Genomic DNA, 20,465 nt, shown 5'->3' on the forward strand with positions numbered 1-20,465 from the left:
GCCGGGTGCACACACGTCTGCTGCCGCTGCTCATCGTCCTGATGGCGGCCGTCCTGCTCGCCCTCGGCGTGCCGCTCGCGGTGAGCCTCGCCGGCGCCCAGCAGCAGAAGGTCGTCGTCGACCGCATCGACGACACCGCCCGCTTCGCGGCCCTCGCCCAGTTCGTCACCGAGCCAGCCGACACCTCGGGCAACGACGTCAACGAGCGCCGCGAGACGCTCAGCGCCGAACTGCGCAGCTACTACGAGGTCTACGGCATCCGCGCCGGCGTCTTCTACCGCAACGACGCCCCCATGGCGCACGCCCCCGACGACTTCTTCCTGCCCCGCGCCGGCGAGGTCCGGGACGCCTTCGAGGAGGCGCTGCTCAGCCGCCGCAGCCACGACCCCGAACAGGTGTGGCCCTGGCAGCGGAGCACGCTCGTGGTCGCCTCACCGGTGATCCGGGACGGCGACGTCGTCGCGGTCGTGGTCACCGACTCGCCCACCGGGCAGATGCGGTCCCGCATCCTCCAGGGCTGGATGGTCATCGCCGCGGGGGAAGCGGCCGCGATGCTGCTGGCCGTCGGCGCGGCCCTCCGGCTCACCGGCTGGGTGCTGCGCCCGGTACGCGTCCTCGACGCCACCACCCACGACATCGCCACCGGCCGGCTGAAGTCCCGCGTCGCGGAGGCCGGCGGACCACCCGAGCTGCGCCGCCTCGCCCGCTCCTTCAACGAGATGGCGGACAACGTCGAGAACGTGCTGGAGCAGCAGCGCGCCTTCGTCGCCGACGCCTCCCACCAGCTCCGCAACCCCCTGTCCGCGCTGCTGCTGCGCATCGAGCTGCTCGCCCTCGAGCTGCCCGAGGACAACGAGGAGATCGCGTCCGTGCGCGCCGAGGGCAAACGCTTGGCGCAGGTCCTCGACGACCTGCTCGACCTGGCCCTGGCCGAGCACAGCGCGCCCGACCTGCGGATCGTCGACATCGGCGCGGTGGCCGCCGAGCGGGTCGCCGCCTGGTCGCCGTCCGCCGACGCCAAGGACGTCACGCTGACCGGCGTCTGCCCGGCGACCACCGCGTGGGCCGACCCGGTGGCGCTGTCCAGCGCGCTGGACGCGGTCATCGACAACGCGGTGAAGTTCACGCCGTCCGGCGAGAGCGTCGAGGTGACCGTCGCCTCCAACGGCGACACGGCGACCGTCGTCGTCACCGACAACGGACCCGGACTGACCGACGAGGAGCTGACCCGCGTCGGCGACCGCTTCTGGCGCAGCGGACGGCACCAGAACGTCAAGGGCTCGGGCCTCGGCCTGTCCATCTCCCGGGCGCTGCTCGCCGCGGGCGGCGGCTCCCTCACCTACGAACGGCACGAGCCGCACGGGCTGCGGGTGACCGTGAGCGTGCCGCGCAACGCCCCCGCCGGTGAGGCGGACGGTCAGGGCTTGACGGAGCGGTAGTACCGGCGGGCGCCCTCGTGCAGCCGCAGCGGGTCGGTGTAGATGGCGGTGCGCACGTCGACGAGCTGCGCGGAGTGCACATGGGCGCCGATGCCGTCACGGCTCTTCAGCACGACCCGGGTCAGCCACTCGGTGAGCCGGGGGTCGGCGTCCGCGCGCGTGATCAGCAGGTTGGACACCGCCATGGTCGGCACGGCCGAGCCGTGCTGACTCCCCGGGTAGGCCGACTCCGGGATGCTGGTCGCGCGGTAGTGGCGGGCGGCGCCTCCCTGGTCGTGCACCTTCGCGATCAGGGAGGCGTCGATCGGCACCAGCCGCAGCGCGGAGTCCTCCGTGTACTTCTTCAGGCCGTCGGTGGGCAGCCCGCCCGACCAGAAGAAGGCGTCCAGGCCGTGCCCCAGACGTCCGGGCCCGGTATCGATGCCGTCCGCGGACGGGACGATGTCCCGCTCCGGGTCGATCCCGGCCGCCCGCAGCACCCGGTCGGCGATGAGCCGCACCCCGGACTTCGGCGGCCCTATGGCGACCCGCTTGCCCCGCAGGTCGGCGACGGTACGGATGCCCGAGCCGGGCGCGACGGCGAGCTGCACGTAGTCGTCGTACAGGCGCGCCACCCCGCGCAGCCCCTCGGCGCCGGTGCGGCCCTCCTGCCGGTACGTCTCCACGGCGTCGGCCGCCGCGAGGGCGAAGTCGGCCTGCCCGGTGGCGACCCGGCGGACGTTCTCCCAGGAGCCGTCGCTGGTCTCCAGCCGTACCTCCAGGTCGGGCATGTTCTTGCCGAGCGCGGTCCGCAGCAGCTCGCCGTACTTCTGGTAGACGCCGGCGCGGGTGCCGGTGCTCATCGTGATCGTCCCGCCGGGCGCCTCCTCGCGCCACGGCGCCGCCCACCACAGCAGCAGCCCGAGCACCACGAGACCGGCGGCCGCGCCCCGCAGGGCCCGCCGCCTGCCGATGCGGGACAGCACGTGGGACATGGCCGCGATCCTGCCAGCCCGGTGCCCGGCTGACCAGGGCGGAACTCACAGGACAGGGCGACCCGACTCGGTGCCGGACGTGGGGGCGGTACCGCCGCGGCAGGGGCAGGAGAGCCGGCCGTGGAGGACGCGGACCACGAAGTGGGGAAAGCCCGCGCCGAGTTGACGCGATCGCTGTAGCCTCCATCGATGACGTCCTCCACCGAGTCCGCGCCGACGCCGTCCGCCTCCGACGCCGAGTGCCTCGCGCTCACCCGGCAGCTGCGGCGCCGGGGCACCGTCGTGCTGTCCGTGTTCGCGCTGGCCTGGGCCTTCGCGGGCGCCTCCGGCACCGGACCGGCGACGGACGTGGTGCCGGTGGCCGTCGAGGCGGCGGCGCTCGCGGTCACGGCGGTCGCGCTGTACCTCGGTCTCCGCAAGGACGCACGGCCCTCGCCCCGGACGGTGGACCTGCCCCCGAACTGGGCCCGCGGGGTGGGCATCGTGAACGGCGTCGAACTGCTGGCCGTCGTCGCCGTGATCGCCGCGGCCAACGCCTCCGGACGCCCGGCGTACATCCCGGTCGGCATCGCGCTCGTCGTGGGCCTGCACTTCTTCCCGCTCGCCCGGCTCTACGACCAGTGGCAGTACCGGTGGACCGGCGCCCTGACGACGGCCGTGGCGGTCGTCGGCGCCGTGCTGGTCCTGACCGGTCAGTCCGCCGAGACCGTGCGGGTCGTGGTGGGTCTGGCCTGCGCGGCGGTCCTCTGGGGCTCCGCCTGCCACCTGGCCGTACGCGGCTGAGCCACCTGGCCGTACCGGGCGGAGGGGGAACACCGGCCGGAACCGGTCCGGGAAACGCCTACCCTTGTTGCCATGACCAGCAGCAGTGACCGGAGCCCCGCCGTGGACGTTCTCCCGACCAGGACCTACGAGATTCGCACCTACGGGTGTCAGATGAACGTCCACGACTCCGAGCGGTTGTCCGGGCTGCTGGAGGACGCCGGGTACGTCCGCGCCCCCGAGGGCTCCGACGGCGAGGCCGACGTCGTCGTGTTCAACACCTGCGCCGTGCGCGAGAACGCCGACAACAAGCTGTACGGCAACCTGGGCCACCTCGCCCCGAAGAAGGCGAGCCGCCCCGGCATGCAGATCGCCGTCGGCGGCTGCCTCGCGCAGAAGGACCGCGACACCATCGTCAAGCGCGCCCCCTGGGTGGACGTCGTCTTCGGCACGCACAACATCGGCAAGCTGCCGGTGCTCCTGGAGCGCGCCCGCGTCCAGGAGGAGGCGCAGGTCGAGATCGCCGAGTCGCTGGAGGCGTTCCCCTCCACGCTGCCCACCCGCCGCGAGAGCGCCTACGCGGCCTGGGTGTCGATCTCCGTCGGCTGCAACAACACCTGCACGTTCTGCATCGTCCCCGCACTGCGCGGCAAGGAGAAGGACCGCCGCCCCGGCGACATCCTCGCCGAGATCGAGGCGCTGGTCGCCGAGGGCGTCTCCGAGATCACCCTGCTCGGCCAGAACGTCAACGCCTACGGCTCCGACATCGGCGACCGCGAGGCGTTCAGCAAGCTGCTGCGCGCCTGCGGGAAGATCGACGGCCTGGAGCGGGTCCGCTTCACCTCCCCGCACCCCCGCGACTTCACCGACGACGTCATCGCCGCCATGGCCGAGACGCCCAACGTGATGCCGCAGCTCCACATGCCGCTGCAGTCCGGCTCCGACCCGGTCCTCAAGGCCATGCGCCGCTCCTACCGGCAGGAGCGCTTCCTCGGGATCATCGAGAAGGTTCGCGCCGCCATCCCGCACGCGGCGATCAGCACCGACATCATCGTGGGCTTCCCCGGCGAGACCGAGGAGGACTTCCAGCAGACGCTGCACGTCGTCCGCGAGGCCCGCTTCGCCCAGGCGTTCACCTTCCAGTACTCCAAGCGGCCCGGCACCCCGGCCGCCGAGATGGACGGGCAGATCCCCAAGAAGGTCGTCCAGGAGCGCTACGAGCGGCTCGTCGCCCTCCAGGAGGAGATCTCCTGGGAGGAGAACAAGAAGCAGGTCGGCCGCACCCTGGAGCTGATGGTCGCCGAGGGCGAGGGCCGCAAGGACGACACCACCCACCGCCTCTCCGGCCGCGCCCCCGACAACCGCCTGGTGCACTTCACCAAGCCCGAGCAGGAGGTCCGCCCCGGTGACATCGTCACCGTCGAGGTGACCTACGCGGCACCGCACCACCTCCTCGCCGAGGGCCCCGTCCTCGACGTCCGCCGCACCCGCGCGGGCGACGCCTGGGAGAAGCGCACCGCGGAGAAGGCGGCCAAGCCCGCGGGCGTGCTGCTCGGCCTGCCCAAGGTGGGCGTGCCCGAGCCGCTCCCGGCGGTCACCGGCGGCTGCGCCGTCGACTGACCCCGCCGCCCAGGACCCGCCCCGACGGGCGGGTCCGTACGGCCGCAGTAGGCTGCTGATCATGCTTGTCGCCGCCGCAGCCTGCCCCTGCCCGCCGCTGCTCGTGCCCGAGGTCGCCGCCGGCGCCGCCCCGGAGCTGGACGCCGCGCGCGCCGCCTGCACGGACGCGCTCGGCGTGCTCGCCGCCGCCCGCCCCGACCTGCTGGTGGTCGTGGGCCCGGACGACGGCGCCGGCACGCGCGACTACCCCGCGGGAACCCCGGGTTCCTTCCGCCGGTTCGGCGTCGACCTGGGGGTACGGCTGGGGGAGGGCGACGGCGCGGCCGGCGGGGAACTGCCCTACGGGCTCGCCGTGGGCGCCTGGCTGCTGGGGCGGATCGGGTGGGCCGATGCCCCCGTCGAAGGGCGGGGCGTGGGGGAGTCCTTCGCGCCGGACGCGTGCCTCGCGGAGGGGCGGCGGCTGGCCGGCCGGGCCGACCGGGTGGCGCTGCTGGTGATGGGCGACGCCAGCGCCTGCCGCACCCTCAAGGCGCCCGGCTACCTCGACGAACGCGCGGCGCCCTACGACGCGGAGATCGCCCGCGCGCTCGGCTCGGCCGACACGGACGCGCTGCGGGCGCTGGACCCCGGGGTGTCGCGTGAGCTCAAGGTGTCCGGCCGCGCTCCCTGGCAGGTGCTCGCGGGGGCGGCCGAGGGCGGCGCCGCCCTGTCCGGCGTGCTGCTCCACGAGGACGCGCCGTACGGCGTGGGGTACGTGGTCGCCGCCTGGTCGTAGGCGCGCGGAGGTGAACGAACGGCGGACGGCCGAGGCGCGAGGCCTCGGCCGTCCGCCGTTCGTGCCGCTCAGGAGGCGGGCGGCGGCCCGGCCGGCGGCGTGGTGCCGCCCGCGTCCGGACCGGAGTCGTTCTTGCGCGCGAAGCGGTCCACGGCCTCCTTGGCCTTTCCCGTGCCCGACTGGATCCTGTCGCTGTACTTGCCCTTGGTTCCCCGGTCGACGGTGTGCGCCGCCTTCTCCAGGCCGTGCTGGATCTTGTCCTCGTGCTGCTGCGCGAGGCCGGAGACCTTGTCCTTGGCAGGGCCGATCTTGGCCTTGAGATTGTCCAGGAGACCCATGATGAACCTTTCCTCGCGGCACGCTACGTGCGGGCGCCCTCGCCGGCCTCGGTGTCGGCGGCCTTGCCGGACTGCTGCTTCGGGATGTCGACGCTCTCCGTGACGCCGGCCTCGTCGGACTCCTTCACCGGGGTCTCGGAGGCGGCCTTCGCCTCGTCGGCCGCGGTCTCGGACCCAGGCGTCGCCGCCGTGTCGTCCGTACCGGCCCCGGTCTTCTCCCCGTCGGTCCGTGCCTCGGCCGCCGCTGTCTCTCCCGTGGTCTTCGACCTCCGAAAAAGTCGTGCAAAAACGCCCATATCCACTCCATACGTTACTCGTGCGGGCGAAATTCCGCGTAGCCCGGTGTGTCCATCCGTGTGAGCCGGGCGAGCGCCGCCGTGATGCGGCGGCAGGAACCTCGAACGGGCAACGACCCGGCGGACCTCGCGTCACGTAACCCGATCGAGAGCGGCCCGTGAGGTTTGGGAGACTGGATCGGTGAGCAGCGCACCCCATGCCCCCCGCGTCATCGCCGTCGTCGGTCCCACCGCGGCCGGAAAGTCCGATCTGGGCGTTTTTCTCGCCCAGCGGCTGGGGGGTGAGGTCGTCAACGCCGACTCCATGCAGCTCTACCGGGGGATGGACATCGGCACCGCCAAGCTGACGCCCGAGGAGCGCGGCGGTGTTCCGCACCACCTGCTCGACGTCTGGGACGTCACCGAGGCCGCCTCCGTCGCCGAGTACCAGCGGATGGCCCGGGGACGGATCGACGCGCTTCTCGCCGAAGGGCGCTGGCCGATCCTGGTCGGCGGCTCCGGCCTGTACGTCCGTGGCGCGGTCGACAGCCTGGAGTTCCCCGGCACCGACCCGGAGGTCCGCTCGCGCCTGGAGGACGAGCTGGCGCTGCGCGGCTCCGGCGCGCTGCACGCCCGGCTCGCCGCGGCCGACCCCGACGCGGCCCGCGCGATCCTGCCGAGCAACGGCCGCCGTATCGTCCGCGCGCTGGAGGTCATCGAGATCACCGGGCGGCCCTTCACCGCCAACCTCCCCGGCCACGACTCGGTCTACGACACGCTCCAGATCGGCGTCGACGTGGCCCGCCCCGAACTCGACGAGCGGATCGCCCGCCGGGTCGACCGGATGTGGAAGGCCGGACTCGTCGAAGAAGTGCGCGCACTCGAGGCGCAGGGGTTGCGCGAGGGGCGTACGGCGTCGCGCGCCCTCGGCTACCAGCAGGTGCTCGCCGCACTTGCCGGCGAGTGCACCCTGGAGGAGGCGCGGGCCGAGACCGTCCGTGCCACCAAGCGCTTCGCGCGCCGTCAGGATTCATGGTTCAGGCGCGATCCCCGGGTGCACTGGTTGAGTGGGGCCGCGGCGGACCTGGGGGAGCTCCCGCAGCTCGCGATGGCGTTGGTCGAACGACCGGTTACAGCCTGATCACGTCCTGGCATCGGGACGCCCAGGCCGTCATCCGGGCCTGCGACGCCGTGCCATCATCAAGCTTCGATCGACCAGTGGAGTCCTAAGTTGGGAGGGCGCGTGGCGATGGAGGCCGGCCCTCGCGACACCGCACACAGCACCGAGCACCTCACCACCGAGCGGGATGCCCCGGAGCCGGAGACCGGGCGTCTCAGCCCCGACGGGCCCGAGGAGACGCAGGGCGGTGTGACCGACGACGGTCCCGAGCCGGAGGAGATGTTCACCGGCGGGGACGAGGTCGAGGTCGAGCTGCGCCCGCAGCGCCGGCTGCGCGTCTGGCAGCTCGCCCCGATCGTCGCCCTCGGCGCGCTCGGCTCCCTGATGTTCGCCTTCCCGCTCGCCTTCGACTTCGGCGACAGCGGCGCGGTCATCGCCATGCTCGGCCTGCTGATCTGCTCCTGCGCGGCCGGCTGGGGCATGATGGCCGCCCGCAAGGTCGGCTACACCTGGCCGGGCCTGACCGCCCGCGGCTCGGACCGCAAGTCCGACTGGCGCGTGGTGGCCGCGTACGCGGTGATGGTCGCGGCGGTGGTCGCCCTCGCGGTCTGGCGAGTGGCCCGCCTCCGCTGAGGGCCCCCTCGAGGGGGGACTCCTCAACGCCTCCCGCGATCCCCGCGACGCGGGAGCTCCTCAACGCCTCCCGCGGTCCCGCGACGCGGGACTCCTCAACGCCTTCCATGATCCCCGCGACCCGGACGGTGTCGAACCCCCGCTCCTGCCCTGCGGGGCGCCGTGCCGAAGAATCGCGGCTCTCCGCGCCCACCTCCACGCGCGCGTCCTCTTCGCCGCCTCCGCGACGCTTGGCGCCGGAGGCCGTCCGCGCCGCCCCCACGGCTCGGCTCGCGCGCGGAAGCCCGCGGCTCCGGGGCCCGCGGGACGTTGTCCACAGCCCCCGACGCCACCCCGCTCCCACCCCGTAGGATCGAGGAATGAGCACGCGGATCGCCTTCCTCAAGGGGCACGGTACGGAGAACGACTTCGTGATCGTGCCCGACCCGGAGAACGCCGTCGAGTTGCCAGCGGCGGCCGTCGCCGTGCTGTGCGACCGGCGTGCGGGGATCGGGGGCGACGGGCTGCTGCACGTCGTGCGGTCCGCCGCGCACCCCGAGGCGCGGGCCATGGCGGACGAGGCCGAGTGGTTCATGGACTACCGCAACGGCGACGGATCCGTCGCCGAGATGTGCGGCAACGGCGTGCGCGTCTTCGCCCGCTACCTCCAGCACGCCGGGCACGTCGGCGAGGGCGACCTCGCGATCGCCACGCGCGGCGGGGTGAAGACCGTGCACATCGCCAAGGACGGCGACATCACCGTCGGCATGGGCCGCGCGGTCCTCCCCGAGGGCGACGTCACCGTGGCCGTGGGCGAGCGCGGCTGGCCCGCGCGCAACGTCAACATGGGCAACCCGCACGCCGTGGCCTTCGTCGCCGATCTGGCCGACGCCGGCAGTCTGTTCACCGCGCCCTCCTTCGCCCCGGAAGCCGCCTACCCGGACGGCGTCAACGTGGAGTTCGTCGTCGACCGGGGCCCTCGGCACGTCGCGATGCGCGTGCACGAGCGCGGGGTCGGCGAGACCCGCTCCTGCGGCACCGGGGCGTGCGCCGTCGCCGTGGCCGCCGCCCGCCGCGACGGCGTCGATCCGCGCGACACCGGCCTGCCGGTGACGTACACCGTGGACCTCCCCGGCGGCACCCTCGTGATCACCGAACAGCCGGACGGCCAAATCGAGATGACCGGTCCCGCGGTCATCGTCGCCGAGGGCGCGATCGAGGCCGAGTGGCTGGAGAACGCCCTCGGCTGAACGATGCGCTGCACGATCTTCCGCCCTCCGCCCCGCCCCGCCGTCGATCCGCAGGCCGGAGCGGGTGTGAGGCTGCGAGATCGTGGAACACCGCTTACCCGATGGCGTGAAAACGACCGTGAACGACCCGTCGCTCTTTGGAGTGATCCGTTTCACGGTCGGCCGGAGGCGGCCGGTCCGGCCCCTCGCGGCTGGATAGCATCAAGCACCGGCCCGGACGGGGGATCAACGCCGTCCCCCAGGCCCGAGTCCGCCCTGGGGCGCCGTCCGCCGGATCCACGCAGCCGGAGGTGCTCATGAACGCGGAGGCCGCGAAACCTGCGACCCCGGGCCCGCTCGCACCGGGTCACGTCACACCGGCCGGGACGCGCCGCAAGTCCCGCCCCCGGCTCGACCTGCGCCGGCTGGGCCGCGCCGCCCTGCTGGGGTCGTCCTCCGCCCGCGACCGGCTGCCCGACGCCATCGGCCACGTCGTCGAGGCCCACCGCGCCCACCATCCCGACGCCGACCTCGAACCGCTGCGCCGCGCCTACCTCCTCGCGGAGTCCTCGCACCGGGGCCAGATGCGCAAGAGCGGCGAGCCGTACATCACCCACCCGCTCGCCGTCACCCTCATCCTGGCCGAACTCGGCGCCGAGACCACGACGTTGACCGCCTCGCTGCTGCACGACACCGTCGAGGACACCGACGTCACCCTCGACCAGGTGGGCGAGGAGTTCGGCGAGGAGGTGCGCTATCTCGTCGACGGCGTCACCAAGTTGGAGAAGGTCGACTACGGCGCCGCCGCCGAGCCCGAGACCTTCCGCAAGATGCTCGTCGCCACCGGCAACGACGTCCGCGTGATGTCGATCAAACTCGCCGACCGGCTGCACAACATGCGCACTCTCGGCGTGATGCGTCCCGCCAAGCAGGAACGCATCGCCAAGGTGACACGTGACGTGCTCATCCCGCTCGCCGAACGCCTCGGCGTCCAGGCGCTCAAGACGGAGCTGGAGGACCTGGTCTTCGCCATCCTCCACCCCGAGGAGTACGAGACGACCCGCGAGCTGATCCTCCGCAACGCCGCCCGCGAGGACGACCCGCTCGCCGACGTGGCCGACGACGTCCGCAAGGTGCTCCGGGAGGCCGACATCCCGGCCGAAGTCCTCATCCGGCCACGGCACTTCGTCTCCGTGCACCGCGTCTCCCGCAAGCGCGGCCCGCTGCGCGGCGCCGACTTCGGCCGGCTGCTGGTGCTGGTGAACGAGGACGCCGACTGCTACGCCGTGCTGGGCGAGCTGCACACCTGTATGACGCCGGTGGTCTCGGAGTTCAAGGACTTCATCGCCGTCCCCAAGTTCAACCTGTACCAGTCGCTGCACACCGCGGTGGCGGGCGACGACGGCCAGGTCGTCGAGGTCCTCATCCGCACCCACCAGATGCACAAGGTCGCCGAGGCGGGCGTCGTCGCGCTCGGCAACCCGTACGCCGCGCCGCCGGAGGAGCAGTCCGCGGGCGACGGCGAGCGCGTCGACCCGACCCGCCCCGGCTGGCTGTCCCGGCTGCTCGACTGGCAGCAGGCCGCGCCCGACCCCGACACCTTCTGGTCCACGCTCCGCGAGGACCTCGCGCAGGACCGGGAGATCACCGTCTTCCGCCCCGACGGCGGCACCCTGGGCCTGCCCGAGGGGGCGACCTGCGTGGACGCCGCCTACGCGCAGTACGGCGAGGACGCGCACGCCTGCATCGGCGCCCGGGTCAACGGGCGGCTGGCCAGGCTCAGCACCGTGCTCAAGGACGGGGACACCGTCCAGCTGCTCATGGACCAGGACGCGGCCTCCGCGCCGTCCCGCGAATGGCTGGACCACGCCACCACCCCCGCGGCCCGCATCGCCATCCAGCGATGGCTCGCCGCGCACCCCAGCGCGGAGGACGGCGACGCCCGCTCCCTGGCGGACGACGTCGAGCCCACCAGGACGGCCGGGACGGAGACCCCCCAGCCCTCCGGCGCCGAGGACACCGACCCGGGACGCCCCGGCGCCGCCCAGGTGCTCGTCGACCGGGACGGCGCGACCGTACGGCTGGCCGGCTGCTGCACGCCCGTACCGCCCGACGAGGTCACCGGATTCGTGGTGCGCGGAGGAGCCGTCACCGTGCACCGGACGGAGTGTCCGGCGGTGGAGCGGATGAGGAGCGACGGCCGCACCGAGGTCGGCGTGCGCTGGGGCGAGGGCGCCGAGTGCCGGGTCACGCTGATGGCGGAGTCGTTCGTCCGGCCGCACCTCCTCGCGGACCTCACCGAGGCGATGGCCACCGAGGGAGCGGAGATCGTCTCCGCGACCGTGGAACCGCCGGACCGGCAACAGGTGCGCCACACGTACACCGTGCAGCTTCCGGACGCCGCTCAGCTTCCCTCCCTGATGCGGGCCATGCGCAACGTGGCGGGCGTGTACGACGTGAGCCGGGCGCAGCCGCAGACACCGGACGCCTGAGACGGCCCTTGCCCTGACCAGACCCCCTGTCCTGACCAGGCCCCTGGCCCTGACCGGGCCCCCCGAGTGACGGCACCCGGCGCACAGACCCGTGCGGTGTGATTACCCGATCGGGTGGGTCGGGAGCGCGCCGCCGCAGCGGCGCACGTCCGCGCTGATAGCCGTGAGGCATGCCGCTCACCTCCCGCCGCACCGTCCCGCAGACCCCGCGACGCCCGGCGCCCCGCGCCCGCCGCCGCACCGCCCAGGCCCTGCTCGCCTCCGCCGTCGGCGTCTGCCTGGTCGCCGCGAGCGCGCCCGCCGAACCGCTCGGCATCGGCGACCCGCTCTTCCCGCACCTCGGCAACCCCGGCTACGACGTACAGGCGTACGACCTGGACCTCACCTATCCCGGCAGCAACGACCGGCCGCTCGAGGCCGTCACCACCGTCGACGCCCGCATCACCGCCGAGCTGGACCGGATCAACCTGGACTTCGCCCACGGCACGGTCCGCTCCGTCGAGGTCGACGGCGAGCCGGCCGTCTTCACCGGCGTGGGCGAGGACCTGGTGATCACCCCCGACGGCGGCCTCGCCCCGGGCGACTCGGTGCGCATCACCGTCCGGCACACCAGCGACCCCCGGCCCGGCGACCGCGAGGGCGGCTGGGTGCGCACCGCCGACGGCCTCGCCCTCGCCAACCAGGCGGACGCGGCCCATCTGGTGTTCCCGTGCAACGACCACCCGTCCGACAAGGCGATGTTCACCTTCCGCCTCACGGTCCCGGAGGGATACACGGCCGTCGCCAACGGCCTGCCCACCGCGGTCGACCGCGCCCCCGGCACCACCACCTGGAGCTACCGCACCCGCAACCCCATGGCCACCGAACTCGCCCAGGTGTCCATCGGCCGCTCCACCGTCCTGCACCGCACCGGACCCCACGACCTGCCCCTGCGGGACGTCGTCCCCACCGAGCACCGCGCCGCCCTCGAACCCTGGCTGGCGAAGACCCCGGCGCAGATCTCCTGGATGGAGGCCCGGGTCGGCCGCTACCCCTTCGCCACCTACGGCCTGCTGCTCGCCGAGGCCTCCACCGGCTTCGCCCTGGAGACCCAGACGCTCTCCCTCTTCGAGCGCGACCTGTTCACCGACCCCGCCCTGCCCGCCTGGTACGTCGAGTCGATCATGGTGCACGAGCTGGCCCACCAGTGGTTCGGCGACAGCGTCAGCCCCCGCACCTGGGCCGACCTGTGGCTCAACGAGGGGCACGCCACCTGGTACGAGGCGCTGTACGCCGAGAAGCGCGGCGGCAGGACCCTGGAGGCCCGGATGCGGGCCGCGTACGAGTCCTCCGACGGGTGGCGCGCCGCCGGAGGAGCGCCGGCCGCACCCAAGCCGCCCGAGCCGGGCCGCAAGATCGGCATCTTCCGCCCCGGCGTCTACGGCGGCGCCGCGCTGGTGCTCTACGCCCTGCGCCAGGAGATCGGGCAGGAGGCGTTCGACCGGCTGGAGCGCGCCTGGGTCGACCGGCACCGCGACGGCAACGCCTCCACGGCCGACTTCGTCCGGCTCGCCTCCGAGACCGCGGGACGCGACCTCACCGGCTTCCTGCACGCCTGGCTGTACGACGACACCACCCCGCCGATGCCCGGCCACCCCGACTGGCGGTCCTCGAAGCGTGCCGTGGCGGAGGAGCCCGGCCCCCACACCCGCGAGCACCCGCACGGGCTCCTGCCCGGCCCGCACGGGCATCGGCCGGACGCGGGCGGGGAATAACACGGTGACGAGACGAGCCGTACCGTGCGACCATCGTCAGGTCCGCGCGACAGGGACAACGGGAATCTCCCGGGGTACCCGGACGTTGTGGACAGTGACGGAAGGCCTCCCGGCCGTGTCCGTCGCCGCAGACGGCACACCGACGACGTAAGGACCCAATGACCTCCTCTTCTTCCCCTTCCCAGGACACCAACCGCTTCGCGCACAGCCAGGCCGAGGGTCTTCGGGCCGATGCCCTGATGGAAGAGGACGTCGCCTGGAGCTTCGAGATCGACGGAGAGCGGGACGGCGACCAGTTCGACCGCTCCGAGCGCGCGGCCCTGCGTCGCGTTGCCGGCCTCTCCACCGAGCTCGAGGACGTCACCGAGGTCGAGTACCGGCAGCTCCGCCTGGAGCGCGTCGTGCTCGTCGGGGTGTGGACCTCGGGCACCGCGCAGGACGCCGAGAACTCCCTCGCGGAGCTCGCCGCCCTCGCCGAGACGGCGGGCGCCCTCGTCCTCGACGGCGTGATCCAGCGCCGGGACAAGCCGGACGCGGCCACCTACATCGGCTCCGGCAAGGCCGAGGAGCTGCGCGACATCGTGCTCGAGTCGGGCGCGGACACCGTCATCTGCGACGGTGAGCTCAGCCCCGGCCAGCTCATCCACCTCGAGGACGTCGTCAAGGTCAAGGTTATCGACCGTACGGCCCTGATCCTCGACATCTTCGCCCAGCACGCCAAGTCCCGAGAGGGCAAGGCGCAGGTCGCGCTCGCGCAGATGCAGTACATGCTGCCGCGGCTGCGCGGCTGGGGTCAGTCGCTGTCCCGGCAGATGGGCGGCGGCAAGGGCGGCGGCCTCGCCACCCGTGGTCCCGGTGAGACCAAGATCGAGACGGACCGGCGCCGGATCCGCGAGAAGATGGCGAAGATGCGCCGGGAGATCGCGGAGATGAAGACCGGCCGCGAGATCAAGCGCCAGGAGCGCAAGCGCAACAAGGTGCCGTCCGTCGCCATCGCGGGCTACACCAACGCAGGCAAGTCCTCGCTGCTCAACCGCCTCACCGGCGCGGGTGTACTGGTGGAGAACGCCCTGTTCGCCACCCTCGACCCGACCGTGCGCCGGGCCGAGACCCCGAGCGGCCGGCTCTACACGCTGGCCGACACCGTCGGCTTCGTCCGGCACCTGCCGCACCACCTGGTCGAGGCGTTCCGCTCCACCATGGAGGAGGTCGGCGACTCCGATCTCATCCTCCACGTGGTGGACGGCTCGCACCCGAACCCGGAGGAGCAGCTCGCCGCCGTGCGCGAGGTGATCCGGGACGTCGGCGCCACCGGCGTGCCCGAGATCGTCGTGATCAACAAGGCGGACGCGGCGGACCCGCTGACCCTGCAGCGGCTGCTCCGGGTGGAGCCCCGCTCCATCGCCGTCTCGGCCCGCACCGGCCGGGGCATCCCGGAGCTGCTCGCCCTGATAGACAGCGAGCTGCCCCGCCCGTCGATGGAGATCGAGGCCCTCGTGCCGTACACCCACGGCAAGCTGGTCGCCCGCGCGCACGACGAGGGCGAGGTCCTCTCCGAGGAGCACACCCCGGAGGGCACCCTGCTCAAGGTGCGGGTGCACGAGGAGCTGGCGGCGGAGTTCGCGCCGTACGTTCCCACCCCGGCCGGCTGACCGGACCGCGGACATGTGAGAGGGCCCGCCCCCTGCCGAGCGCAGGGGGCGGGCCCTCGTCGCGTGCGGCTCAGCGGCCGCCGTAGGTCCTGCTCATGTTCTGGTACAGCGCCTCGGCGTCCGCACCGAGCCGCGGGCCCGCGAGCCAGGTGTGGTCCAGCGGGCCGATCGAGGTGTTCGACACCAGGACCGTCTCGCCGTTCACCACCCGGAACCAGCCGCCGCCGGACGAACCGCCGGTCATCGTGCAGCCGATGCGGTACATGTCCGGCAGGTTCGGGGCCAGCGAGAAGCGGCCCGGGCTGTCCAGGCACTTGAACATCCGCAGCCCGTTGTACGGCGGCGCCGCCGGGTAGCCCCAGGCGCCCATCGTGCCCGCCTCGGCGGCGGCCGGGTCGGAGAAGTCCACGTCCAGCGCGGCGCCGACGGTCTCCTCCAGGGACTTCGAGCCCTGTTCCGGCTGCACGTGCAGCACGGCGTAGTCGTACGCCGCCCCGTCGCCGCCGCTCTCGGAACCGCCCTGGATCCAGCCGTTCGACGTCGACGCCCAGTCCGCCCACCAGTTGCCGTACGGGGCGATCTCGGAGGCGCCCGCCCGGCTCAGCTCCGCCTCGGACCGGCCGTGGTCGTTGTAGGCCGGGACGAAGACGATGTTGCGGTACCAGCCGCCGTTCCCGCCCGCGTGCACACAGTGCCCGGCGGTCCACACGAGGTTGGACTTCCCCGGGTGGTTGACGTCCTTGACGACCGTGCCGGAGCAGACGGCCGGGCCCTCGGGGGAGTCGAAGAACACCTTCCCGACCGGGGCCGCGTTCTCGTGGTACGGCGTCTTCTCCGCCTGCGCGGTCACCGGTGCCGGCTCCGGGTCGCTCAGGCCCTGGGCCGCGGAGGCGTCCTTCGTGGTGACCGTCTTCTCGGCCTCCTCGGCGGACCGCATCCGCTCCGGCTTCCAGAGGCCCTCGACGACCGGGTTGACGAAGTCCCGCGCCTCGCGCAGCCACTCGTCCTTGTCCCAGTCCTTCCAGCCGCCGTCCCGCCAGCGGTCCACGTCGATGCCGTGGTCCTTCAGACGGTCGGCGAGGTCGGCGGGGACGCGGCCGCCGCCGGCGTCGTCCCCGGCGCGGCTCGCCGTGGCATCGGGCCGGTCGGCCGCCTTGTCCTCCGTGGACCCGCCGCAGGCGGTCGCGGTGAGCGCCACCGCGGCGAGCAGGGCGCTCGCGGCGAGGGCGGTCCGCCGTCCGCGCCGGCGCGGGACGGACGTGGAGAGGGAACGCATGCTGTGGTGACCCCCGTCACTGCTCAGAATTCGTGTGCCGCCGCTGCGGTGCCGCGTCGTCCGCCCCGGGTGCGCGGCGCCACCCGGGGCGGACGGTCCGGTCACTGACCGGCGAACTTCTCACTCACCGCGTCGTAGACGCCCTTGGCCTCCTTGCCGAGCCGCGGCCCGGCCAGCCAGCCGGTCGTCACCGGGCCGATGGAGGTGTTGGAGACCAGCGCCGGCTTCCCGTCCTGGCCGGCCGCGATCCAGCCGCCACCGGAGGAACCGGCGGTCATGCTGCACCCGATGCGGTACATCGTCGGATCGGACGCGCTCAGCGACAGCCGGCCCGGCTTGTCCTCGCAGGAGTACAGGGCCTGCCCGTCGTACGGCGGCGCGGCCGGGTAGCCGATCGCCGTCATCTCCTCGATCTTCGGCACCGCGGGCGCGTTGAAGTCGACCGGCATGGCCGCACCGACCGTCTCCTCCAGCGACTTGCCGTCGCCGCCCTTCTCCGGCGTCACGTGGATGACGGCGAAGTCGTACGAGGCGCCGTCACCGCCGGTCGCGCCGCCCTGCTCGATCCACTGGTCCGAGGTCTGCGCCCAGTCGCCCCACCACATGCCGTAGGGAGCGACCTCCTCCTTGGTGGCCCCGCCGAGCTCCGCCGCCGACATGCCCGAGTCGTTGTACGACGGCACGAAGGCGATGTTGCGGTACCAGCCGCCCTTCTTGCCCGCGTGCACGCAGTGGCCCGCGGTCCACACCATGTTGGACTTGCCGGGGTTGGCCGGGTCCTCGACGACCGTCGCGGAGCAGACCATCGTGCCCTCGGGGGAGTCGAAGAAGACCTTCCCCGCGGTGGGCGCGTTCTGGTGGTACGACGTCGGCACGGCCTTCGCCTGCACCGGATCCGGCGTCGGGTCGGTGACGCCCTGGTCGCCGGAGATGTCGTTCTCGTCGACCTCCGGCTGGTCGGGCTCGTCCGCGTCCCGCATGCGGTCCGGGTCCCACAGGTCCTCGATGATCGGGTTGACGAAGTCCTGCGCCTCACGCAGCCACTTGTCCTTGTCCCAGTTCTTCCAGGCGCCGTCCCGCCACTTGTCGAGGTCGATCCCGTGCTCCTTGAGCCGGTCCGCGAGGTCGTTGGGGATCTTGAGCTTGCCGTCGTCGGCGGCGGCCGTCGCGGAGGCGTCGTCGCTCGCGTCGGTGTCTCCCGACTCGCACGCGGTGGTGGTCAGGGCGAGCGCGGAGGCGAGGGCAACTGCCGCCAGCACGGGGGAGGTTCTGCGCGACCGCCTCCTCTCGCGGCGTGCGGTGGACGACGGCCGTATGGATCGCATGATCTGAACTCCCCGTTGAACGAACGATGGTGGTACGACGCCGGTCTTCGCGTCCGACCCGGACGAGTCGGTCGCCGCTCCGACGGCTTGGGACAACGGCACCACACACTAGGGCTTCGCCGTGGGGGACGTCCGACGGAACGGCAACGGTTCGGCTACAAGGCGTCTGACCTGGCCGGTCGTGTGCGGATCTCGTGGAGCGGGGGCGTGGGGGCGCGGGGCGTGGTAGCGGCGGCGGTCCTTCCGCGCGCCGTGCGCGGGGGCGGTGCTTCGGGCGCGGGGCGCCGGCCGCCCCGGTCGTCCTCCGTGTGCGCGCACGATTGTCGGTGGGGGGCCGTAGGGTTGGTCGGGCTATGACTCAGCCCTCACTCCCCGAACTCCTGCATGCTGCCGTCACCGCCGTCGGCGGCACGGAGCGCCCCGGTCAGGTGGCCATGGCCGAAGCCGTCGCCGAGGCGATCGACGACGGCGCCCATCTGCTCGTCCAGGCCGGCACCGGCACCGGTAAGTCCCTGGGCTACCTGGTGCCCGCGCTCGCGCACGGAGAGCGGGTCGTCGTGGCGACGGCGACCCTGGCGCTCCAGCGGCAGCTGGTGGAGCGGGACCTGCCGCGCACGGTGGAGGCGCTGCATCCGCTGCTGCGTCGCCGCCCGGAGTTCGCCATGCTCAAGGGCCGGTCGAACTACCTGTGCCTGCACCGGCTGCACGAGGGCGTCCCGCAGGACGAGGAGGAGGGCCTCTTCGACCAGTTCGAGGCGGCCGCCCCCACCAGCAAGCTGGGCCAGGACCTGCTCCGGCTGCGCGACTGGTCGGACGAGACGGAGACCGGCGACCGGGACGACCTCACGCCCGGCGTGTCCGACCGGGCCTGGTCCCAGGTGTCGGTGTCCTCGCGGGAGTGCCTGGGCGCCACGAAGTGCGCGTACGGCGCGGAGTGCTTCGCCGAGGCGGCCCGTGAGCGCGCCAAGCTGGCCGAGGTGATCGTCACCAACCACGCGCTGCTCGCCATCGACGCCATCGAGGGCGCGCCGGTGCTGCCGCAGCACGAGGTGCTGATCGTGGACGAGGCGCACGAGCTGGTCTCCCGGGTGACCGGGGTGGCCACCGGCGAGCTCACCCCGGGGCAGGTGAACCGCGCGGTGCGGCGCGCGGCGAAGCTGGTGAACGAGAAGGCGGCCGACCAGTTGCAGACGGCCGCCGAGGGCTTCGAGCGGCTGATGGAGCTCGCCCTGCCCGGCCGGCTGGAGGAGATCCCGGAGGATCTCGGCTACGCGCTGATGGCGTTGCGCGACGCGTGCCGCACGGTGATCTCCGCGATCGGCTCCACCCGCGACAAGTCGGTCCAGGACGAGGACGCGGTGCGCAAGCAGGCACTGGCCTCGGTGGAGAGCGTCCACGACGTGGCGGAGCGGATCACCCACGGCTCCGAGTGGGACGTCGTCTGGTACGAGCGGCACGACCGCTTCGGGGCCTCGCTGCGGGTCGCGCCCATGTCCGTCTCGGGGCTGCTGCGGGAGAAGCTGTTCACCGACCGCTCGGTCGTGCTGACGTCCGCGACGCTGAAGCTGGGCGGCGACTTCAACGGCGTGGGGGCGTCGCTGGGGCTCGGCCCCGAGGGCGCCGAGGGTGAGGACCTCCCGCAGTGGAAGGGCGTGGACGTCGGCTCGCCGTTCGACTACCCGAAGCAGGGCATCCTGTACGTGGCCAAGCACCTGGCCCGCCCGGCTCGGGACGGGGACCGCAAGGACATGCTGGACGAGCTCACGGAGCTGATCCAGGCGGCCGGGGGCCGCACGCTGGGGTTGTTCTCGTCGATGCGGGCGGCCCAGCTCGCGGCGGAGGAGCTGCGGTCGCGGATCCCGGAGTACCCGATCCTCCTCCAGGGCGAGGAGACGCTCGGCGAGCTGATCAAGAACTTCGCGGCGGATCCGCGGACGTGTCTCTTCGGCACGCTGTCGCTGTGGCAGGGCGTGGACGTCCCCGGGCCGAGCTGCCAGCTGGTCGTCATGGACAAGATCCCGTTCCCGCGTCCCGACGACCCGCTGATGAGCGCGCGGCAGAAGGCCGTGGAGGAGGCCGGTGGCAACGGCTTCATGGCGGTCGCCGCGACGCACGCGGCGCTGCTGATGGCCCAGGGAGCGGGCCGCCTGGTCCGCGCCTCGGGCGACCGTGGAGTGGTGGCGGTCCTGGACCCCCGCCTGGCGACGGCGCGCTACGGCAGCTATCTGAAGGCATCGATGCCGGACTTCTGGTACACGACGGATCGCAACCAGGTGCGGAAGTCTTTGTCGGCGATCGACGCGGCGGCGAAGCAGACGGACTAGGACGGGCGCGGGGCCGGTGACCCAGGGGAGGCGGGGCCGCGCCTCGGGGCGATCGATACGACCGCCGGGAAGGCGGAGCAGGGCCGGCAACCGGGGTTAGGTGCCCCCTGGACACCATGGAGGTTGAGCTCCGAGGGCGATCAGCGCGGCGCGACCGGGTCCGGGGCTCCGGTGCCCTCTCGGGGTGTGTGAGGGCTTGTGTCCTCGTGGGAGGTCGGAGGCGGGCCCTGCGAGGCTGCGGTGCGCAGGCTCGTTCGCACGCGGCGGCGGGCTCTCAGCCGGCCTGGCCCGGGCGCCCAAGGCGCCCGTCCGGGGGCGTCTCACGGCCGCCAAGTCCGCCGGGCCGCTCGGTGTGCGGAGCCCGAGTGGCCGGGCGGCCCGGCCGCGGCCACACCGTGCGCAGTACTCCGCACGGGAGACCGCGCCTGGCGCGCACCCGGAGCGGCACCCCGGCGGCCGTCCGACGCCGGTGCGGGGCTTGCACGGAGCCGCGTAGTC

Annotated in this window: 16 protein-coding genes; 11 read left to right on the forward strand and 5 right to left on the reverse strand. The window is 73.1% G+C overall.

Annotation, left to right across the window (positions count from 1 at the left end; genetic code table 11):
- Window positions 1-5: 5 nt before the first annotated feature.
- On the forward strand, window positions 6-1,439 hold the full coding sequence (locus tag ACQZOG_RS22545) for a sensor histidine kinase (protein ID WP_203550006.1): 1,434 nt from the start codon (window positions 6-8) through the stop codon (window positions 1,437-1,439).
- On the opposite strand, the gene ACQZOG_RS22550 is transcribed toward ACQZOG_RS22545, so the two are convergent.
- The gene (locus ACQZOG_RS22550) at window positions 1,418-2,413 is read right to left on the reverse strand and encodes a TAXI family TRAP transporter solute-binding subunit (RefSeq protein WP_058917074.1); all 996 of its coding nucleotides are present in this window, start codon (window positions 2,411-2,413) and stop codon (window positions 1,418-1,420) included. The genes ACQZOG_RS22545 and ACQZOG_RS22550 overlap by 22 nt on opposite strands.
- A gap of 189 nt (window positions 2,414-2,602) precedes the next feature.
- On the opposite strand from ACQZOG_RS22550, the gene ACQZOG_RS22555 reads away from it, so the two are divergent.
- The 3 genes from ACQZOG_RS22555 to ACQZOG_RS22565 all read left to right on the forward strand — a co-directional run bounded on the left by ACQZOG_RS22555 (window position 2,603) and on the right by ACQZOG_RS22565 (window position 5,570).
- Window positions 2,603-3,196: a DUF7010 family protein gene (locus tag ACQZOG_RS22555; RefSeq protein WP_033277015.1), complete on the forward strand. Its 594-nt coding sequence runs from the start codon at window positions 2,603-2,605 to the stop codon at window positions 3,194-3,196.
- Window positions 3,197-3,268: 72 nt separating this feature from the next.
- Window positions 3,269-4,795 carry a tRNA (N6-isopentenyl adenosine(37)-C2)-methylthiotransferase MiaB gene (miaB, locus tag ACQZOG_RS22560; RefSeq protein ID WP_033277014.1) on the forward strand — a complete coding sequence of 509 codons (1,527 nt, stop codon included), beginning with the start codon at window positions 3,269-3,271 and terminating at the stop codon, window positions 4,793-4,795.
- A gap of 61 nt (window positions 4,796-4,856) precedes the next feature.
- Entirely contained in the window at window positions 4,857-5,570 is a 714-nt protein-coding gene (locus ACQZOG_RS22565; protein WP_193456275.1) for a class III extradiol dioxygenase subunit B-like domain-containing protein, read from the forward strand.
- Window positions 5,571-5,638: 68 nt separating this feature from the next.
- On the opposite strand, the gene ACQZOG_RS22570 is transcribed toward ACQZOG_RS22565, so the two are convergent.
- Together ACQZOG_RS22570 and ACQZOG_RS22575 are read right to left on the reverse strand one after the other, a co-directional pair.
- Complete coding sequence (locus ACQZOG_RS22570) at window positions 5,639-5,908, reverse strand: antitoxin (RefSeq protein WP_033277012.1); 270 nt, start codon at window positions 5,906-5,908, stop codon at window positions 5,639-5,641.
- A 23-nt stretch (window positions 5,909-5,931) separates the two neighbouring features.
- Window positions 5,932-6,204 (reverse strand): hypothetical protein, encoded by a 273-nt coding sequence (locus tag ACQZOG_RS22575; protein ID WP_033277011.1) that lies wholly within the window; start codon window positions 6,202-6,204, stop codon window positions 5,932-5,934.
- Between the two features lie 181 nt (window positions 6,205-6,385).
- Here ACQZOG_RS22575 and miaA point away from each other — a divergent pair, with 181 nt between their 5' ends.
- The 6 genes from miaA (at window position 6,386) to hflX (ending at window position 15,042) form a co-directional block, all read left to right on the forward strand.
- Window positions 6,386-7,324 carry a tRNA (adenosine(37)-N6)-dimethylallyltransferase MiaA gene (gene miaA, locus ACQZOG_RS22580; protein ID WP_430741751.1) on the forward strand — a complete coding sequence of 313 codons (939 nt, stop codon included), beginning with the start codon at window positions 6,386-6,388 and terminating at the stop codon, window positions 7,322-7,324.
- A gap of 108 nt (window positions 7,325-7,432) precedes the next feature.
- Window positions 7,433-7,936: a hypothetical protein gene (locus tag ACQZOG_RS22585; protein WP_033277009.1), complete on the forward strand. Its 504-nt coding sequence runs from the start codon at window positions 7,433-7,435 to the stop codon at window positions 7,934-7,936.
- Window positions 7,937-8,295: 359 nt separating this feature from the next.
- Window positions 8,296-9,165, forward strand: coding sequence for a diaminopimelate epimerase (dapF, locus tag ACQZOG_RS22590; RefSeq protein ID WP_033277008.1), 870 nt, complete (start codon window positions 8,296-8,298; stop codon window positions 9,163-9,165).
- A 296-nt stretch (window positions 9,166-9,461) separates the two neighbouring features.
- Window positions 9,462-11,636 (forward strand): RelA/SpoT family protein, encoded by a 2,175-nt coding sequence (locus tag ACQZOG_RS22595; protein WP_033277007.1) that lies wholly within the window; start codon window positions 9,462-9,464, stop codon window positions 11,634-11,636.
- A 170-nt stretch (window positions 11,637-11,806) separates the two neighbouring features.
- Window positions 11,807-13,390, forward strand: coding sequence for a M1 family metallopeptidase (locus ACQZOG_RS22600; protein ID WP_359596947.1), 1,584 nt, complete (start codon window positions 11,807-11,809; stop codon window positions 13,388-13,390).
- A 158-nt stretch (window positions 13,391-13,548) separates the two neighbouring features.
- Window positions 13,549-15,042: a GTPase HflX gene (gene hflX, locus ACQZOG_RS22605; RefSeq protein ID WP_033277005.1), complete on the forward strand. Its 1,494-nt coding sequence runs from the start codon at window positions 13,549-13,551 to the stop codon at window positions 15,040-15,042.
- A 70-nt stretch (window positions 15,043-15,112) separates the two neighbouring features.
- Here the strand turns inward: hflX and ACQZOG_RS22610 are convergent, their stop codons facing one another.
- Both ACQZOG_RS22610 and ACQZOG_RS22615 read right to left on the reverse strand, forming a co-directional pair.
- Window positions 15,113-16,318, reverse strand: coding sequence for a trypsin-like serine peptidase (locus tag ACQZOG_RS22610; protein WP_058917080.1), 1,206 nt, complete (start codon window positions 16,316-16,318; stop codon window positions 15,113-15,115).
- Window positions 16,319-16,419: 101 nt separating this feature from the next.
- Window positions 16,420-17,643 (reverse strand): trypsin-like serine peptidase, encoded by a 1,224-nt coding sequence (locus ACQZOG_RS22615; RefSeq protein WP_351035481.1) that lies wholly within the window; start codon window positions 17,641-17,643, stop codon window positions 16,420-16,422.
- 353 nt (window positions 17,644-17,996) lie between these two features.
- On the opposite strand from ACQZOG_RS22615, the gene ACQZOG_RS22620 reads away from it, so the two are divergent.
- Window positions 17,997-19,967: an ATP-dependent DNA helicase gene (locus tag ACQZOG_RS22620; RefSeq protein ID WP_037642004.1), complete on the forward strand. Its 1,971-nt coding sequence runs from the start codon at window positions 17,997-17,999 to the stop codon at window positions 19,965-19,967.
- The last annotated feature ends 498 nt before the right edge of the window (window positions 19,968-20,465 follow it).

The sequence above is a fragment of the Streptomyces sp. P13-3-3 genome, assembly GCF_050571355.1.
GTDB classification, from domain to species: domain Bacteria; phylum Actinomycetota; class Actinomycetes; order Streptomycetales; family Streptomycetaceae; genus Streptomyces; species Streptomyces althioticus.

Coding starts and splice junctions, on each gene's coding strand:
- hflX (WP_033277005.1), top strand. CDS start 13,549: ATGACCTCCTCTTCTTCCCCTTCCCAGGACACCAACCGCTTCGCGCAC.
- ACQZOG_RS22600 (WP_359596947.1), top strand. CDS start 11,807: ATGCCGCTCACCTCCCGCCGCACCGTCCCGCAGACCCCGCGACGCCCG.
- dapF (WP_033277008.1), top strand. CDS start 8,296: ATGAGCACGCGGATCGCCTTCCTCAAGGGGCACGGTACGGAGAACGAC.
- ACQZOG_RS22620 (WP_037642004.1), top strand. CDS start 17,997: ATGACTCAGCCCTCACTCCCCGAACTCCTGCATGCTGCCGTCACCGCC.
- ACQZOG_RS22615 (WP_351035481.1), bottom strand. CDS start 17,643: ATGCGATCCATACGGCCGTCGTCCACCGCACGCCGCGAGAGGAGGCGG.
- ACQZOG_RS22595 (WP_033277007.1), top strand. CDS start 9,462: ATGAACGCGGAGGCCGCGAAACCTGCGACCCCGGGCCCGCTCGCACCG.
- ACQZOG_RS22610 (WP_058917080.1), bottom strand. CDS start 16,318: ATGCGTTCCCTCTCCACGTCCGTCCCGCGCCGGCGCGGACGGCGGACC.
- miaB (WP_033277014.1), top strand. CDS start 3,269: ATGACCAGCAGCAGTGACCGGAGCCCCGCCGTGGACGTTCTCCCGACC.
- ACQZOG_RS22555 (WP_033277015.1), top strand. CDS start 2,603: ATGACGTCCTCCACCGAGTCCGCGCCGACGCCGTCCGCCTCCGACGCC.
- ACQZOG_RS22550 (WP_058917074.1), bottom strand. CDS start 2,413: ATGTCCCACGTGCTGTCCCGCATCGGCAGGCGGCGGGCCCTGCGGGGC.
- ACQZOG_RS22575 (WP_033277011.1), bottom strand. CDS start 6,204: ATGGGCGTTTTTGCACGACTTTTTCGGAGGTCGAAGACCACGGGAGAG.
- ACQZOG_RS22570 (WP_033277012.1), bottom strand. CDS start 5,908: ATGGGTCTCCTGGACAATCTCAAGGCCAAGATCGGCCCTGCCAAGGAC.
- ACQZOG_RS22585 (WP_033277009.1), top strand. CDS start 7,433: ATGGAGGCCGGCCCTCGCGACACCGCACACAGCACCGAGCACCTCACC.
- ACQZOG_RS22565 (WP_193456275.1), top strand. CDS start 4,857: ATGCTTGTCGCCGCCGCAGCCTGCCCCTGCCCGCCGCTGCTCGTGCCC.